The 15,561-nt window shown below is 64.5% G+C and carries 13 protein-coding genes; 11 read left to right on the forward strand and 2 right to left on the reverse strand.

Features of this window, described 5'->3' with window-relative positions; translation table 11 throughout:
* Positions 1-514 precede the first annotated feature (514 nt).
* The 6 genes from FG95_RS11425 to FG95_RS11450 all read left to right on the forward strand — a co-directional run bounded on the left by FG95_RS11425 (position 515) and on the right by FG95_RS11450 (position 6,914).
* Positions 515-1,039, forward strand: a complete 525-nt coding sequence (locus tag FG95_RS11425) for a hypothetical protein (protein WP_037555998.1) — start codon at positions 515-517, stop codon at positions 1,037-1,039.
* Between the two features lie 140 nt (positions 1,040-1,179).
* Entirely contained in the window at positions 1,180-1,932 is a 753-nt protein-coding gene (locus FG95_RS11430; protein ID WP_037555999.1) for a hypothetical protein, read from the forward strand.
* A gap of 97 nt (positions 1,933-2,029) precedes the next feature.
* Positions 2,030-2,833 carry a fimbrial biogenesis chaperone gene (locus FG95_RS11435; RefSeq protein WP_037556017.1) on the forward strand — a complete coding sequence of 268 codons (804 nt, stop codon included), beginning with the start codon at positions 2,030-2,032 and terminating at the stop codon, positions 2,831-2,833.
* A complete protein-coding gene (locus tag FG95_RS11440; RefSeq protein ID WP_235211544.1) occupies positions 2,830-5,457 on the forward strand; it encodes a hypothetical protein in 2,628 nt (875 codons plus the stop codon). Before FG95_RS11435 ends, FG95_RS11440 begins: the two co-directional genes overlap by 4 nt.
* An 8-nt stretch (positions 5,458-5,465) precedes the next feature.
* On the forward strand, positions 5,466-6,383 hold the full coding sequence (locus tag FG95_RS21110; RefSeq protein WP_037556000.1) for a hypothetical protein: 918 nt from the start codon (positions 5,466-5,468) through the stop codon (positions 6,381-6,383).
* A gap of 117 nt (positions 6,384-6,500) precedes the next feature.
* Positions 6,501-6,914, forward strand: coding sequence for a hypothetical protein (locus FG95_RS11450; protein WP_037556001.1), 414 nt, complete (start codon positions 6,501-6,503; stop codon positions 6,912-6,914).
* Positions 6,915-6,972: 58 nt separating this feature from the next.
* Here the strand turns inward: FG95_RS11450 and FG95_RS11455 are convergent, their stop codons facing one another.
* Positions 6,973-7,641, reverse strand: coding sequence for a helix-turn-helix domain-containing protein (locus FG95_RS11455; protein WP_037556002.1), 669 nt, complete (start codon positions 7,639-7,641; stop codon positions 6,973-6,975).
* Positions 7,642-7,858: 217 nt separating this feature from the next.
* Here FG95_RS11455 and FG95_RS11460 point away from each other — a divergent pair, with 217 nt between their 5' ends.
* The 3 genes from FG95_RS11460 to tgt all read left to right on the forward strand — a co-directional run bounded on the left by FG95_RS11460 (position 7,859) and on the right by tgt (position 11,968).
* Complete coding sequence (locus FG95_RS11460) at positions 7,859-10,048, forward strand: EAL domain-containing protein (RefSeq protein WP_037556003.1); 2,190 nt, start codon at positions 7,859-7,861, stop codon at positions 10,046-10,048.
* A 60-nt stretch (positions 10,049-10,108) separates the two neighbouring features.
* Positions 10,109-10,597: a hemerythrin domain-containing protein gene (locus FG95_RS11465; protein WP_037556004.1), complete on the forward strand. Its 489-nt coding sequence runs from the start codon at positions 10,109-10,111 to the stop codon at positions 10,595-10,597.
* 246 nt (positions 10,598-10,843) lie between these two features.
* Complete coding sequence (gene tgt, locus FG95_RS11470; protein WP_037556005.1) at positions 10,844-11,968, forward strand: tRNA guanosine(34) transglycosylase Tgt; 1,125 nt, start codon at positions 10,844-10,846, stop codon at positions 11,966-11,968.
* Positions 11,969-11,971: 3 nt separating this feature from the next.
* On the opposite strand, the gene FG95_RS20540 is transcribed toward tgt, so the two are convergent.
* On the reverse strand, positions 11,972-12,223 hold the full coding sequence (locus FG95_RS20540) for a NepR family anti-sigma factor (protein ID WP_152567631.1): 252 nt from the start codon (positions 12,221-12,223) through the stop codon (positions 11,972-11,974).
* 127 nt (positions 12,224-12,350) lie between these two features.
* Here FG95_RS20540 and FG95_RS11475 point away from each other — a divergent pair, with 127 nt between their 5' ends.
* Together FG95_RS11475 and glnE are read left to right on the forward strand one after the other, a co-directional pair.
* Positions 12,351-13,145, forward strand: coding sequence for a response regulator (locus FG95_RS11475; RefSeq protein WP_037556006.1), 795 nt, complete (start codon positions 12,351-12,353; stop codon positions 13,143-13,145).
* 52 nt (positions 13,146-13,197) lie between these two features.
* On the forward strand, positions 13,198-15,561 hold a 2,364-nt coding region (glnE, locus tag FG95_RS11480), incomplete at its 3' end, for a bifunctional [glutamate--ammonia ligase]-adenylyl-L-tyrosine phosphorylase/[glutamate--ammonia-ligase] adenylyltransferase (RefSeq protein ID WP_037556007.1).

A 15,561-nucleotide genomic window follows, 5' to 3' on the forward strand; every position in this document is an offset into this window, starting at 1 on the left:
TGCGGGGCAATCGGTTGTGGAGTGGTTAAGGGTGGGGGCACACTGTGGAGCCATGCGCTCGGGGATATGGCTCAGCAAGATCGATCCGCTGCACGCGAGCCGAAGCGTGCGCCGATTGCGACCGGTCAAGCGCCGTCTTTCCGCGGATTTCCGGCGATTTTCGATTTGCCGATCTGCTAAAAGTTAACCTATATCGAAATATTAAGTTAAGATTTTATAGCGCCTTGTCCCGATTTTGGACGCTGCTAGGCTCGGGATCGCTGGCGCGCGGGTGCAATTAACCCTCGACAGCCGCCAAAATTCAGTATTTCCTTAGAAATTGAAGGGCATCGACATCCGGCCGATTTTCCATCGGCCCAATTTTATGGGTGTGAACCTAACTTAACCTCTGTATTAAGTTTTTCTTAACGGAAGGGGGGTGAGTCGGGTCGTGACTCTCCTGGGCATCGGGGGATGCCTCAAGGTCATCCGCAGTGCGGGACCGGAAACCGTTTGGTTTTTGGGGGATTGAGTCATGAGGTTCATGCTCTTTGCGCTCGCCGCGGCGGCTGTCGTCGTGCCTGCGAACGCGAAAGAAATCCAGAACGTCCGATCGCTCGACATCGCGGTCAGCGGCGCCATCCGCCAGCATTGCGCGATGGGCAGCATCCAGGACATGGATTTCGGCAATCTGGAACGCCGCGGCCTCGGCATCGAAACGCGCGTCGCGTTCGATTGCAACGTCCCCTTCACGATGACGATCAAGGGCGCTCGCGGCGGCCTGACCCACACGACGATGCCGAACGGACAGGGCCCGTACAGCGGTGTCCTTCCCTATAATCTGGCCGTCGAAATGCCGGTACGACTGCCGTCGCAGCAGGTGGTGAGCCGGTCCTTCAACAGCCGTCAGCTTTTGGCGGGCGGCGTCATTTCCAGCAACGGAGGCATCGCCACCGACGGTATGCGCCTGGCGGTCGAACTCGGCGAGCCTTCGGGCGAAGCCGGGCTGCTCGCCGGCGAATATTCGGAGACGATCACGATCACCGTTTCCCCGATTTAGCGAATTCGTCCGCGGGCGAACCGCGGACGGTAGCCGGAAGAGTAGGCACCGCTGCTCTCCCGGTCTCCGACCAGACCGGTGCAGGTATTAGGCCGCGATCGGCAAATGCGCCGGGGCGGTATAATAGAGGGAAGAAGATTATGAAGAAGATCCTTAGCGGCACCGTCGCCGCCATCGCGCTTATCGCGACGCCGGCCGTCGCGCAGACCAGCGAACTTCACTATGCGGGTGGCGTGGTTTCGCCGCTGACCAACCCGTCGGGTTTCGGCGGCGCGATCGCCGCTGGTTTGAACGAAATCGGCATTCTGGCCGGCGTCGGCACGCGCTACACTGCTTTCGCTGACGCTCCGAGCGACAGCGAAACCGCGACCCCGACGGTCAACGTCGTGTTCACGCTGAGCGGCACCGTCAACCGCGACTGCTCGTTCTATGCCGGCAACAACTCGAACGCCCGCAACATCGACTTCGGTGTCATCGGCGTTCGCACCGGCAACAACGAGAACGTCAATTCGGCGTTCGAAATGGTCGGCCCGGCTGTTGCCGCGATCGACACGCTGACCGCTGGTTGCAACACCAACAATGTCGTCGAAATCAACAAGAACGACATCCGTGGTCTCGTGAACGCGAACCCGGGCGGTTATGACACCGACGAGTTCCAGGCGAACATTCCGTACGCAGTGACCGCTTCGTGGACCGGCGTTGCGCTGAACGCGCAGACCACCGGCACGCCGCAGTCGCTCAACGTTCCGACCACCGGCAACGCTGGCCAGAAGCAGCAGGGCGCCTGGCGTTCGAACATGAACATCGACATTGTCGCTCCGGCCGTGACGAACAAGGGCCTGGTCGCTGGTTCGTATACCGGCACGACCACGCTGACGCTTCGCGCTCTCTAAGCGTAGCTGAACAGGGAAAGGGGAAAGAGCGATCTTTCCCCTTTCTTTATGGTTTGATGCGATTATGTCCGCGGATCGGGACAGGGGGATGGGGATCATGACCGCTTTGGCGACGATGAGGCGTCATGCGCGCGCGCTGTTGGCTGCGTTTGCGGCGCTGGCATTGATTGTCACCCCGGCGCTGGCGATGCGCGTGTCGCCGATGGTCGTCGAAATGGAATCGCGCGGCACCAACGCGGTGGCGCGGATCGAAGTCCAGAACATCAACCCCGGCAATCTGGCGTTCCAGACGCGCGTTTTCCGAATGGAAATCGACAAGGACGGGAATATCGTCGAAACCCCCGCCGACCAGGATTTCCTGGTTTTTCCGCCGCAGGGCGTGCTGCCGGCCGGCGGCCGTCAGGTCGTCCGCCTGCAATGGGTCGGCGGCGCGGAATTGGCGGCATCGCAGGCCTATTATTTTTCGGTCGAGCAATTGCCGGTCGCCTTCGAACCCGGCGCTGCCGACGCGATCGGGGCACAGGTGCAGGTGCTCTACAACATGCGCGCTCTGGTGGTCGTGGCGCCCCCCGGTGCGAAACCCGACGTGAAGGCGACCACGGTCAAGCAGGTGATGTATCAGCCCCCCGCGCCGCCGGGATCGAAGGAACTGCCGCCGATGCAGGACGGGGTGGAAATCACCCTGCGCAACGACGGCCGCCGCCATGCGATGATGTCCAATTTCGGCTGGCAGCTCGAAGGCACGGACACCGACGGTAAATGGCTGCGCGTCGACATCTCGCCCGAAGAACTCAATCAGGCGGTCGGTACCGGCTATGTGCCCGCCCAGGGTGAGCGCGTCTTCCGCGTCCCCGTTCCCGGTTTCGGCCCCGGCCCGATCAAGCTTTCGTTCAAACAGTGAAAGCCCGATTGACCCTGTGCTCGGTTGCGCTGTCGGCGCTGTGCGCAAGCACCGCCGCTGCGCAGGTGTCGATCCCCTTGCCGCAGGGCCCGCGGCCTTCGCCGCCGGCGCAAGATCCGGGCACGCCCACGACTATTCCCTTGCCGGGCACGCCGATCCACCCGATCCCGACGCCGACACCGGTGATGCCTCAGCTTCCGATCGGGGCTCATGGTCGTCCGGATATCAATCCCTACGACCGCGACATCGAAATGACGGTGCCGCTGACATTCCAGAGCAGCAGCCTGGGCGATATCCCGATGCTGCTCACCGCCGACGACCGCTTTCTGCTCGAATCAGCGACCTTTCTGCGATTGATGCAGCCGGTGCTGAACGAAGAGGCGCATGCGGAGCTGTCCTCGCACCTCGTGTCGCTGCCCAATTTCGGCCCCGACGATCTCGGCAAGACCGGGGTTCAGCTGACGTACGACCCCAGCACGTTGGCGGTGGTCGTGGTCGAGGTGTCGGCCGAACGGCGCGCGATCAAGGATATTTTCGCGCCGCCGCGCGAAGATGCGAACGATGTGACGTTGCAGCCCGCGGGGTTTTCGGCCTTCCTGAACCTCAGCGCGATCCAGAGCTATTTGTGGGAGGGCGACCAGGCCGATCCGCCGACGATCAACTTCGACGGAGCCGTGCGGCTCGGCCGCTTCGTTTTCGAGGGCGACGCGCAGCTGGGGCAACAGTTCGGCGTGACCGGGGACAGCTATAAATTCACGCGCAACTATGCGCGCCTCGTCTATGACGAGCCCGAGGATTTCCGGCGCTGGTATCTCGGCGATCTCGATCCCGAAATTCGCGGCCAGCAATCTTTCGTCGAAATGGGCGGGATCGGCGTGCTGCGCCAGCGCCGCCGCTTCAACAGTTTCCGCTCGGCGATCCTGCAGGCCAATCGCCAGCTCGTGCTGCAACGCGAATCGACCGTCCGTTTCATGCGCAACGGATCGCTCTATCGCGAGGTCCGGCTGCAGCCCGGCCGTTACGATTTCAGTTCGCTGCCGCTGATCGCGGGCAGCAACGATGTCGATATTCAGGTCACCGACAACAGCGGCGCGGTGCAGAACCTGTCGTATCAGCAATATCTCGACCCGATCGATCTCGATCCCGGCGATTATGAATATGGCGCCTTTTTTGGCCCGACCAGCCAGACCTTCGGCGGCGCGCCCGACTATCGCGGGCCCGTGGCTTTTTCCGGATTCTTTCGCAAGGCCTTTTTCAATCGCCCGGCGATCGGCGTCGGTCTTCAGGCGAGCAAGGATGTCCAGACGCTGACAGGGCAGACCCAGTTCGTCCTTCCCAACGGCGGCCGCCTGCTGCTCGATGCCGGCGGCAGCAATTCGAAAACGGCCGGAACGGGTTTCGCCGGCGGGGTCAGCTACGAACATTTCATCGATCGCGACGGACTGTCCGACAGTTTCACGCTGCGCGCCGATTATCTGTCGCCCCGCTTTGCCAATTTGGGCAACATCGACGGGATCAACACCACCTCGGCAACGGTGAGCGGGCAATATTCGCGGCAGCTTTCGATGCGCCTGACCGCGACGGCATCGGCCTCTTATCTCAAGGGTCGCGGCGACGTCGGCGACAGCTATCGCGTCGCGGCGACGGGCTTTTATCGGATCGACCGGCGCTGGACGATCCGCGCGGGCGTCGATTACGCCAAATTCCCGTCGGCCTTCTCGCGCGGGAACGGGGTCAGTTTCAACGTCGGCGTCGTGTTCCAGCCCGACTATCGCCGCCGGGCCGAGGCACGGTACGAGAGCCGCGACAATCTCGGCGAGCTTTCCTACAACCAGAGCGGTCTGAACCAACTCAACAGCGTCGGCTTTGGCGGGGTCGTCACGCGCGACGACAACAGCGCACGCGCTCTCGGCTATGCGACCTATTCCGCCAATCGTTTCGATGCGTCGATCAGCCACGCGACGTTCGGGCCCAATCTGTCGGACGTCGCCGACCTCAATGTCACGACGGTTCGTGTCGGCACTTCGCTTGCCTTTGCCGACGGGAGCTTCGGCATCGGGCGGCGGATCAACGACAGTTTCATGCTGCTGTCGCCGCACAAGAACCTTGGCAAGCGCAGCGTGGTCGCGGGCCAGTCGCTGGCCGAGAATAATTATATCAGCAAGAGCGGCCCGCTTGGCGCGGCGGTCAACAACTTCCTCGGTTCCTACGCCACCCAGTCGGTACAATATGACGTCGAGGATCCGCCGACGGGTTACGACACCGGTCCGGGCGTGTTCCGCGTCCACCCGCCGTACAAGAGCGGCTATGCGGCGCGTATCGGAACCGACGCGTTCGCGAGCGCGATGGGAACGTTGATCCTTGCCCCCGACAAGCCGGTGTCGCTGATCGGCGGGCGTGTGACGATGCTCGATGTCAAGGACGGCGAAAGCCCCAAGCCAATCCCCTTCTTCACCAATTCGATCGGACGCTTCGCGATTACCAACCTGCTGCCCGGCCGCTGTTATCTTGTCGAAACCTATGGCCCCAATGGTACAATCGACCGGAGCTTCGAATTCACGGTTCCGGCGGACACCGATGGCCTGTTGAACCTCGGTACGGTTCGTCCCGGTACGAAAAATTAGGAGGCACTATGCTGCGCCCAATCCTGTTCCTCGCTGCGACAGCGCTGACGATGCCACTCCATGCGCAAGCACCGACGCCGGGCGCCGCTGTTCCCGGTGCCGAATGTCTTGTTCGGATCAATGCGACGCCGCAAAGCTGGTTGATTCAGGGATATGACCTGTTTGACGGAGCCATTCCCGAGGGGACGTTCGGGATCACTTTCGTAAATGAGGGCACGGGCGAATGTCGTTTCTCGCCGGTGTTCGAACTCGTCCAGCCGCCGTTCGGCCTGTCGAAGGGCAGCGGAAAGCGGATCGGCTACGCGCTGCTCAACCTGACCGATACGCAGGATGTGACGCCGCGCGCGGGGCGGACGCAGCGCAATCCGTCGCAACGGATGCTGACGCTGGGGGCCAGCGGGTCGCGCACCTTGTTGTACAAGCTCGTCGCCGACGCCGACGATGTGAAGGATTCGGGTATTTTTACCCAGGATGTGACGATCGAGGCGCAGGACGACAGCTTCCGTTCGCTTGGCGGCGCCCAGCTCGTCCTCGGCATCAATGTCCTGCCCTCTGCGCGGATCGGCCTTGCCGGCGCCTACACGATGAGCGACGGACATGCGGTGGTCGACCTTGGCGAACTGCGCCCCGGCGTTGCGCCGGTGCCGCTCCAGCTTCGCGTCTCCAGCACCGGTTCCTATGACCTCAACGTCACCTCGGCCAATTCGGGCCGTCTGCGGCTCGGTTCGAGTGACTGGTATGTGCCGTACAGCCTTGCGATTGGCGGCAACTCGGTCAATCTGACGGGCGTGCGCACGATATCCGGGCAGGCGAATGGCGGGCTGCGCCGCGAAGCGTTGCCGATCCAGTTCCTGATCGGCGATACCTCGGATCGGCGCGCCGGGGTGTATAGCGATGTCGTCTCGATCTCGGTGACCGCGCGCTGACGCGGCCTGCTTCGCACGGCCTCCATTGTCAATTTTCTGACGCCCCTTAACTGAATGTTAGATTCGCGAGCCTAGATAATCATCCAAAGCTTCGGCCAACCGGCGGAAAGGTTACGGATGATCAGGGAAGTCTCGCTCGGCCTTGCGAGTGTCGTGCTCGTTGCGGCGCCGACGACCGCCATGGCGGCGTCGTTCGGTTTCAACCTCCGCCTGACGGTCGCGGTGCAGTGCAACGTGCAGCATCAGGCGACGGGTTTCGGCGTCGTCAGCGGCGACGCCGTGTCGCTTGGAACCTTCCGAGAATATTGCAACGCGCCGGCCGGCTATGATCTGGTGATCAATTACGCGCCGGGCTCGCTGGAAGGCACCCGGATCATCGCGGGAAGCGACGAGATCATTCTCAACGGTTCGGGCCAGGCCGTGCTCAGCCGCGTGACGGGGCCGCGGGTCAGGGAGCGGCCGATCGCGGCGATCCCCGGCGAACAGGGTTTCGACACCGATCGTTTCGAATTGCGGATCATTCCGACCTGACGCCGGCGCGTCCTGAACTATCGAAACTATTACGGGAGCCTGGTCGCCGTGCGGCCGGCTAGATCTCGATAGTCAGCTTGATATTGTCGGGTGCGACGCCTGCGGCCTTCGCAATCTGCTCCTTTGCCCGGGCGACCAGATCGCGCAGGCTTTTGGTCTCTTCCAGCCCGAGAAGCTCGTGAATTTCGACGCCGAGCTCATTCGCCAGCACTTCCACCCGACCGGCCTTGGGCCGGGCCTTGTCGAGTTCCCACGCCGAGATTGACGGTTCGCTGACGCCCAGCCGCGCGGCAAGCTGCCCCTGCGTCAAACCCTTTGCGGTGCGCAACCGCAGCAGGCGGGTTCCAAAACTCTCACCGGACGATGCCGGCCGATTTTCGGCCGCATCAGGTTCGGATTCGACGGTAACGCTGCGGAGCTGAGCGGCGCTCAGCGTCGCAGGCGAAATCGGCATTTCGAACTGGCATCCGGCAAGGCGGCCGCTGGTCCAGATGACCTTCGTCGCCATTTTGCCGCTGTGCGGCAAATTGACCTCGATCACCTCGCCGATTTCCAGTTGCGCGCCGCTTTCGACCAGCATTCCCGTCGCCGAAATATTATGGACCAGCGCCTCGATCTCGGCGCCCGTCGCCTTCGACCCGTGCAGCGGCAGTCGCAGTTGCCGGCGGGCTGCCCGGCCCTTGCCCGCGGATCGCGGAACTTCGTTCAGATAGACGGTCATTGCCATGGGCAATCCATCGCGAGACCGATATTAACATTTGGCTTCGCAGGAAGGTTAACGGGACGGATTGCGCGAAAGTCACCGGGGCGCGAGAGGAAGGTGCGATCACCCTCAAATTCCTTCGATGTTTCGCTTTGGGGCAGACCCTGGGATATTTACTCTATCGCAATCTGTTGCCGCGCATAGCGGCGGGGCAGTGGGGATCAGACAAAGAGTTTGTTGGATGGACGTGCCATCGCGGATCGATTCCGGCGACCGGGGACAGGAGGATACCGACGAAGCCCAGCGAGGCTTTTTCGGTAAGCTCGGCTCCCGCATCGGCAAACAGCGCGGCGAGGCCGCGGCGAATCTGCACACGCACGACGCGCTCCTGCTGCTCCGCAATTACGAAGAAAGCGGCCAGGGCTGGTTCTGGTCGACCGATGCCAAGGGGCGGCTGACCTATATCACCGATTCGGTGGCGCGGTTGATGGGACGAACCGGCGGCGCGCTGTTCGGCACCGCCTTCACCGATCTGTTCCTTCCCGTCGACAGCCAGGGCGAACGCCAGCGCACCTTGCCCTTCCTGCTGACCAAACAGTCGAAATTCCATGAACTGCCGCTGCGCAGCGCGTTCGAAGGCGACGATCGCTGGTGGGCGATCTCGGGCCGGCCGCAGTTCGACGCTGGGGGCAAATTCACGGGTTATCGGGGAAGCGGCACCGACATCACCGAACAGCGCCGCTCGGCCGAAGACGCGTCGCGGCTCGCGCTCTATGACTCGCTGACGGGTCTCGCCAACCGCTTCAACATCTCGAAAAAGCTCGACGCCACCCTGGCCGCGTTCGCGCAGCAGCAACGCTCGTGCGCGATCATGCTGATCGACCTCGACCGGTTCAAGCAGGTCAACGACACACTCGGCCATCCGGCGGGCGACGCGCTGCTGAAACAGGTCGCCGAAAGACTGCTCAAGATCGTCGGCGACCGCGAAATGGTCAGCCGGCTTGGCGGCGACGAATTCCAGATCATCCTCCCCGATATCGAGGATCGCGGCAAATTGGGCGAGCTGGCGACCGACATCATCGCCAGCCTGTCGCAGCCCTATTCGGTCGAGGGCAGCCGCTGCATCATCGGCGCCTCGGTCGGCGTCGCGATCGCGCCCTTCGACGGACAGGGCAGCGATGACCTCGTCCGCAACGCCGATCTCGCGCTTTATGCGGCAAAGGGCAACGGGCGCGGCCGTTTCGCTTTCTATTCGAGCGACTTGCATCAGGCGGCCGAACAGCGCCGTGTGCTCGAAGAGGATCTGCGAGACGCGTTGGCGCGCGGCGAAATGGAGCTGTGCTACCAGCCCGTCGTCCAGTCGAAGTCGAACATGGTGACGGGGGTCGAGGCGCTCATTCGCTGGACGCATCCCGAACGCGGGCCGATCTCGCCCGCGCTGTTCATCCCGATCGCCGAGGAAGCCAATATGATCTGGCAACTCGGCGGATGGGTGCTGCGCAAGGCCTGCGAGGACGCATCGCGCTGGCCCGGAGAGATGCGCGTCGCGGTCAATGTGTCGCCGATCCAGTTCGCGAACCCCGACCTGCCGAAAGTCGTCGCGGGCGCCCTTGCCGCGACGGGGCTTGCGCCCGACCGCCTCGAGCTCGAGATCACCGAAAGCGTCTTTCTGGGCGATTCGGCTGAGACGAACCGGATGTTCAAGGCGCTGAAGGAACTCGGCGTCCGCCTCGCGCTCGACGATTTCGGCACCGGCTATTCTTCGCTCGGCTATCTGCAATCGGCGCCGTTCGACAAGATCAAGATCGACCAGAGCTTCGTGCGCGACGCCACCGTGCCCGGATCGCGCAATGGCGCGATCATCGCCGCGATCGTCGCGCTGGCCGAGGCGCTCGAGATGGAAACGACCGCCGAGGGGATCGAATCGCTCGACCAGCTCGACCTGATCCGGGGGCTCCACGTCAGCCATGTTCAGGGCTATATCTATAGCAAGCCCGTGCCGCAGGCCGAGCTGATGGAGCATGCCGAGGCGGGATCGTGGATGATCAAGCCGTCGGGTCCGGCGCGCCAGCGCAACGACCGTGTCTCGCTGTTCCGCAAGGTCGCCGCGATTCACGACAATCACCGCTACGCCGTCGTTATCCGCAACCTGTCGACCACCGGCGCCTTGATCGAGGGCATATTGGACGTGCCGGTCGGTACGCGCTTCGTGATCGATTTCGGCGAGGGACAACTCGTCACCGCGACCGTCCGCCGCTCCGCAAAGCATCAGCAGGGCATCGAATTCGAACAGACAATGGTCAGCGATGGCAATGGCGGGCTGTGCACGCGCCACCGCGTCTCGCCTTATCTGATCGCCGCGGCGGCGCAGCAGACGAGCGGACTGGCGCTGCCCACCTTCACGACGACTGGCGACTGGAAAGCGGCCTGACGCCGGAACCCGTCGCGGCCTGCCCCGTTTTGTCTTCGACCCAGATGGACGGAGACATATATGACCGAGACCAAGATCTTCGCGCGGCTGAAGGCCGATCACGACCGCCATCGCGAACTGCTCGACCGCATCGACGCGACGCATGGCGACAGCGACGAGCGGCGCGAGCTGTTCGAGGCCTTACGCGTCGAAGTGACCGCGCATGCCGCGTCGGAGGAAATGTCGCTCTATGCGACGATGCTCGCGAACCCCGACCTGCGCGACGAAGCGCAGCACAGCGTCGCCGAGCATAAGGAAATCGAGGATTATCTGACCGAATTATACGAGATGGATTTTTCGTCGAGCGGCTGGCTGACGCGCTTCCGCACGATGAAGGACCGCTATCTCCACCATATCGACGAGGAAGAGGAGGACATGTTCCCGGCGGCCGAAAAGGAGCTTTCCGACGCGCGCAAGAAGGAACTGATCAAGATCTTCGACAAGGAAAAGCCGAAGGAAAAGGCCAAGGCGGCTGAAGAAGAGCCGTCGAGCGAAGAGGCGCGCGATTAAGCACTCCGATCCTCCCTGTCGCGAAGCGATAGGGAGGGGAGTGCAAGGTTGGATTGCCCCCGGCAATCCAAGTCCAGTCCGGGGGACTGGACGAGCCAGCACTCCGCCGGAGGCGGTGGTGGAGGGGCGGCGGGTAACGCCAACGGCCCCTCCGTCAGCGCTCGCGCTGCCACCTCCCCATGCCTGCGGCACAGGGAGGATCGGCGACCTCGACTTTTTTCCATTCCCCCGCCATAGGCGCGCGCCATGGCCGACAGATTCGCTTTTCAGATCAGCGCGACCGACGGCGCCGCGCGTACCGGTGTGATCGCCATGCAGCGCGGCGAGATTCGCACGCCCGCCTTCATGCCCGTCGGCACCGCGGCGACGGTGAAGGCGATGCGCCCCGCCGAGGTCCGTGCCACCGGCGCCGACATCATCCTCGGCAACACCTATCATTTGATGCTGCGCCCGACCGCCGAACGCATGGCGCGGCTCGGGGGCCTCCACAAATTCATGGGCTGGGACCGGCCGATCCTGACCGACAGCGGCGGCTATCAGGTGATGAGCCTCTCCGCCCTCACCAAGCAGAGCGAGGAGGGCGTCGCGTTCAAGAGCCACCTCGACGGCTCGCGCCACATGCTCAGCCCCGAACGCTCGATGGAAATCCAGCGCCTGCTTGGCAGCGACATCGTGATGGCGTTCGACGAATGCCCGCCCAGCGGCGTCGATAGGAAGCGCGCCGAGGCGAGCATGGAACGCTCGATGCGCTGGGCCGCCCGCAGCCGCGCCGGTTTCGACGCGGGCGAAGAGCATGCCGCGCGTTCGGCGCTGTTCGGCATCCAGCAGGGCTCGCTCGACGAAAAGCTCCGCGCGCGCTCGGCGGCGGCGCTGACCGGCATCGGCTTCGACGGCTATGCGATCGGCGGGCTCGCGGTGGGCGGGGGGCAGGAGGCGATGTTCGGCGTGCTCGACTATGCGCCGGGCCAGCTTCCCGCCGACAAGCCGCGCTATCTGATGGGGGTCGGCAAGCCCGACGATCTTGTGGGCGCGGTCGCGCGCGGGGTCGACATGTTCGATTGCGTGCTGCCAACACGCTCGGGACGCAACGGGCAGGCGTTCACCCGGGACGGCCCGATCAACATCCGCAACGCGAAATTCGCCGAGGATCAGGCGCCGCTCGACGCCGATTGTCATTGCCCCGTCTGCACGACGTGGTCGCGCGCCTATCTGCACCACCTCGTCCGTTCGGGCGAGATGCTCGGCGCGATGCTGATGACGCAGCATAATCTGCATTATTATCAGGATTTGATGCAGGGCATGCGCGATGCGATCGCCGCGGGGACGTTCGCGGCGTTCCAGCAGGGCTTCGAGGCGCGCTACCGGCGCTGAAAATCAATCGAGCTTGCTCAGCAAATCCAGCAAGTTTTGGGGGATCGACTCATCGACGGTCGATTCATAGGCGCGGCGCAGGGCGCCATTAACGTCCTGCCCCTTGGCGGAAGGTTTTTTGCCCGCGTCCTTTCCGGAGGCTTCGCTGCGTTGCGAACCGGTTTTAGACGACATTATCGAAGCATCCGCTGAACATGGGCCTTTTGCTAACCGCGCATACACCAAAGAGCAATGGCGCGTTTGTTCCTTCGCCATGAAACTATTTTAGCGGTAAATCGTTCCCAAAGGTTGAAATATATCGGATGGTGGCGGGGAGGCACGGGGGTTTGTCCCTTTTCCGGACGCGTCCGCCCCGGTTTTTAGGACTATCAGGAGGTAAAATATGTCATTGGGTCAGTCGGTTGCGCCGCATCTTCCCTATCTGCGGCGTTATGGCCGGTCCATTTCCGGAAGCCAGCAGAACGGCGATGCGCTGGTCGCCCGGCTGCTCGAAACGCTGGTCGCCGATCCGGGCGCGATCGATGCCGGCGCCGACCTGCGCATCCAGCTTTACCGGATGGTGCACGACAATTTCGGGTTGATGGCCGAACAGGCGGCTGCGAACGACGCCGGCGCGCTCACCGACATCGCGATCGCCGACGCGCGGCTCCGCCGCATTCCCTCGCTGGCGCGGCAGGCGCTGCTGCTCACCGCGGTCGAGGGTTTCAGCGCCGAGGACACGGGGCGCATCATCGGCCGCGATGCCGAAGCGGTGCGGTCGCTGATCGCCGAAGCGACCGACGAGATCGATCGCCAGACGCGCGCGCGCATCCTGATCATCGAGGACGAACCGATCATCGCGATGGATATCGAAATGATCGTCCGCGACCTCGGCCATGACGTGGTCGCCGTCGCGACGACGCACCGCGAGGCGGTCGACGAGGCGCAGAAGCACCAGCCCGGCCTCGTGCTCGCCGACATCCAGCTCGCCGACAACAGCTCGGGGATCGAGGCGGTGCAGGAGATCCTGACCGACCTCAAAGTGCCGGTTATCTTCGTCACCGCCTTTCCCGAACGCCTGCTCACCGGCGATCGGCCCGAACCCGCCTTCCTGCTCACCAAGCCGTATCAGCCCGCGACGCTGCGCGCGGCGATCTCGCAGGTGCTGTTCTTCGACGAAAGCACGATCCCGGCCTGAATATCGGGCGAGGGGTTGATACCGCAGGGGTGGCGGGCGATAGCGACGGTCGATGATCGCACCAGACGCTTTCGCGCGCCAGTCCGCGCTTGACCGGCTCGCAGCCAACGCGCCTTTCCTCGCACGGCTCGCCGAGCTCAACCCCGATGATGTGACGCGCTTCCTCGCGGACGGAACCGACGCGGCGCTCGCCGACGTCGCGCCGCCGCCGGCGGGCGACGACGACATCATGCGCGCGCTGCGGCAATGGCGCGGGCGGATGGCGCTGCTGCTCGCGCTCGGCGATCTGTCGGGCGAGCATGATGTCGCGACGACGACGCGGCTCTTGTCCGAATTCGCCGATGCGGCATGCGATGCCGCGCTCGCGGCCGCCTTTGCCGAGCGCGTACCGGACGAAGAGCCGCGCGGGCTGGCGGTGATCGCACTCGGCAAACTCGGCAGCCACGAACTCAATTATTCGTCGGACATCGACCCGATCCTGATCTTCGACCCCGAAACGCTGCCGCGCCGTTCGCGCGACGACCCCGACGAGGCGGCGGTGCGGATCGCACGGCGCATGGTCGAGATTTTGTCGGCGCGCACCGCCGACGGCCATGTGCTGCGCGTCGACCTGCGCCTGCGTCCGCATCCCGAGGTGACGCCGATCGTGCTGCCCGAAAGCGCAGCGATCTCCTATTATGAATCCGAAGCGCTGGCGTGGGAGCAGGCGGCGTTTATCCGCAGCCGCGCCTCGGCGGGCGACCGCACGCTCGGCGAGGATTTCCTCGCGGCGATCCAGCCCTTCATCTGGCGCCGCAGCCTCGATTTCCGGCAGCTCAAGGAAATCGGCGCGATGAGCGACCGGATCCGCGACCATTTCGCGCAGGGGCAGGCGTTCGGCCCGGGCTTCGACGTGAAGCGCGGGCGCGGCGGCATCCGCGAGATCGAATTTTTTGCGCAGGTCCACCAGCTCATCTACGGCGGGCGCGACCCGTCGCTGCGCGTGCCGGCGACGGTCGATGCGCTCGCCGCGCTCGCGGCGGCGGGGCGGATCGAGCCCGATGTCGCGGACCGATTGTCAGACCATTATGCGACGCTTCGCCGTATCGAGCATCGGCTGCAGATGATCGAGGACCAGCAGACGCACAGCCTGCCGACGCAAGCGGCGGCGCTCGATTGTGTCGCGCGGCTCGATGGCGAGACCGGCGGCGCGGCGCTGCTCGCGGCGCTCGAGCCCGTCGTCGCCGACGTCGGTAACTGTTACGACCGCCTCGTAGCCGAGCGCGCGGCGACGACGGGGCTTCCCCGCGACGAGGGCGGCCTGGCGGCGGAGCTGGCGGCGGCCGGGTTCGATCCGCCCGACGCTGCGCTGCGCACGATCACCGAATGGCGCGGCGGCAAGCTGCGCGCGCTGCGCAGCCCGGCGGCGCAGGCTGCGCTCGAGACGGTGCTGCCCGAGCTGGTCAAGGCGTTAGGTGCAGCGCCCGATCCGCAAGCGACGCTGCTACGTTTCGACAAGCTCGTCGGCGGGCTGCCGAGCGCGGTGGGCTTCTTTCACCTGCTCGCGGCGCAGCCCGAACTCGCCCGGATCGCGACGCGCACCCTGTCGCTCGCCCCGACGCTGGCCGACGCGCTTGGCGCGCGGGTCGAACTGATCGAGGGGTTGATCGACAAGCGCGCGTTCGAGGCGCCGGCGACGAAGGCCGGCCTGCTCGGCGAATGGGCACCGGGGTTGGCCGGGCTCGACTATGAGCGGCTGCTCGACCGCGTGCGCGACCGCGTCGGCGAGCGGCGCTTCGCTTATGGCGTGCAGCTGATCGCCGGCGCGAATGACCCGCTCGCCATCGCGTGCGGCTATTCCGAACTCGCCGAGGCGGCGCTGCAGGTGCTCGCCGATGCGACGGTCGCCGAATTCGTTGCGGCGCATGGCCGCATCGCCGACAGCGAGCTTGTCGTCCTCGCGCTCGGACGGCTCGGGGGCAGGGCGCTGACGCATGCGTCGGACCTCGACCTCATCTATCTCTTCACCGGCGACCATCTCGCCGAATCGGACGGGCCGCGTCCGCTGGGCGCCACCACCTATTACAACCGCCTAGCGCAGCGCCTGACCGCGGCCATGTCGGTACCGACCGCCGCCGGAAAGCTATACGACATCGACACGCGGCTCAGACCGCAGGGCGCTCAGGGGCCGCTCGTCGTCACGCTCGACAGCTTCGAACGCTATCAGCGCGAGGAGGCGTGGACGTGGGAGCATATGGCGCTGCTCCGCGCGCGGCCCGTCTATGGTTCGGACCCGGCGAAGCGCGAGGTCCAGGGCATAATCGATACGTTGCTCGCGATCCCGCGCGATCCGGCGAAGCTGGCGGCCGACGCCGCCGAAATGCGCGACAAGATCGCCGCGCACAAGCCGGCCAAGGGCGCGCTCGATATCAAGGGC

The organism is Sphingopyxis sp. LC363 (assembly GCF_000756385.1).
Lineage (GTDB): Bacteria > Pseudomonadota > Alphaproteobacteria > Sphingomonadales > Sphingomonadaceae > Sphingopyxis.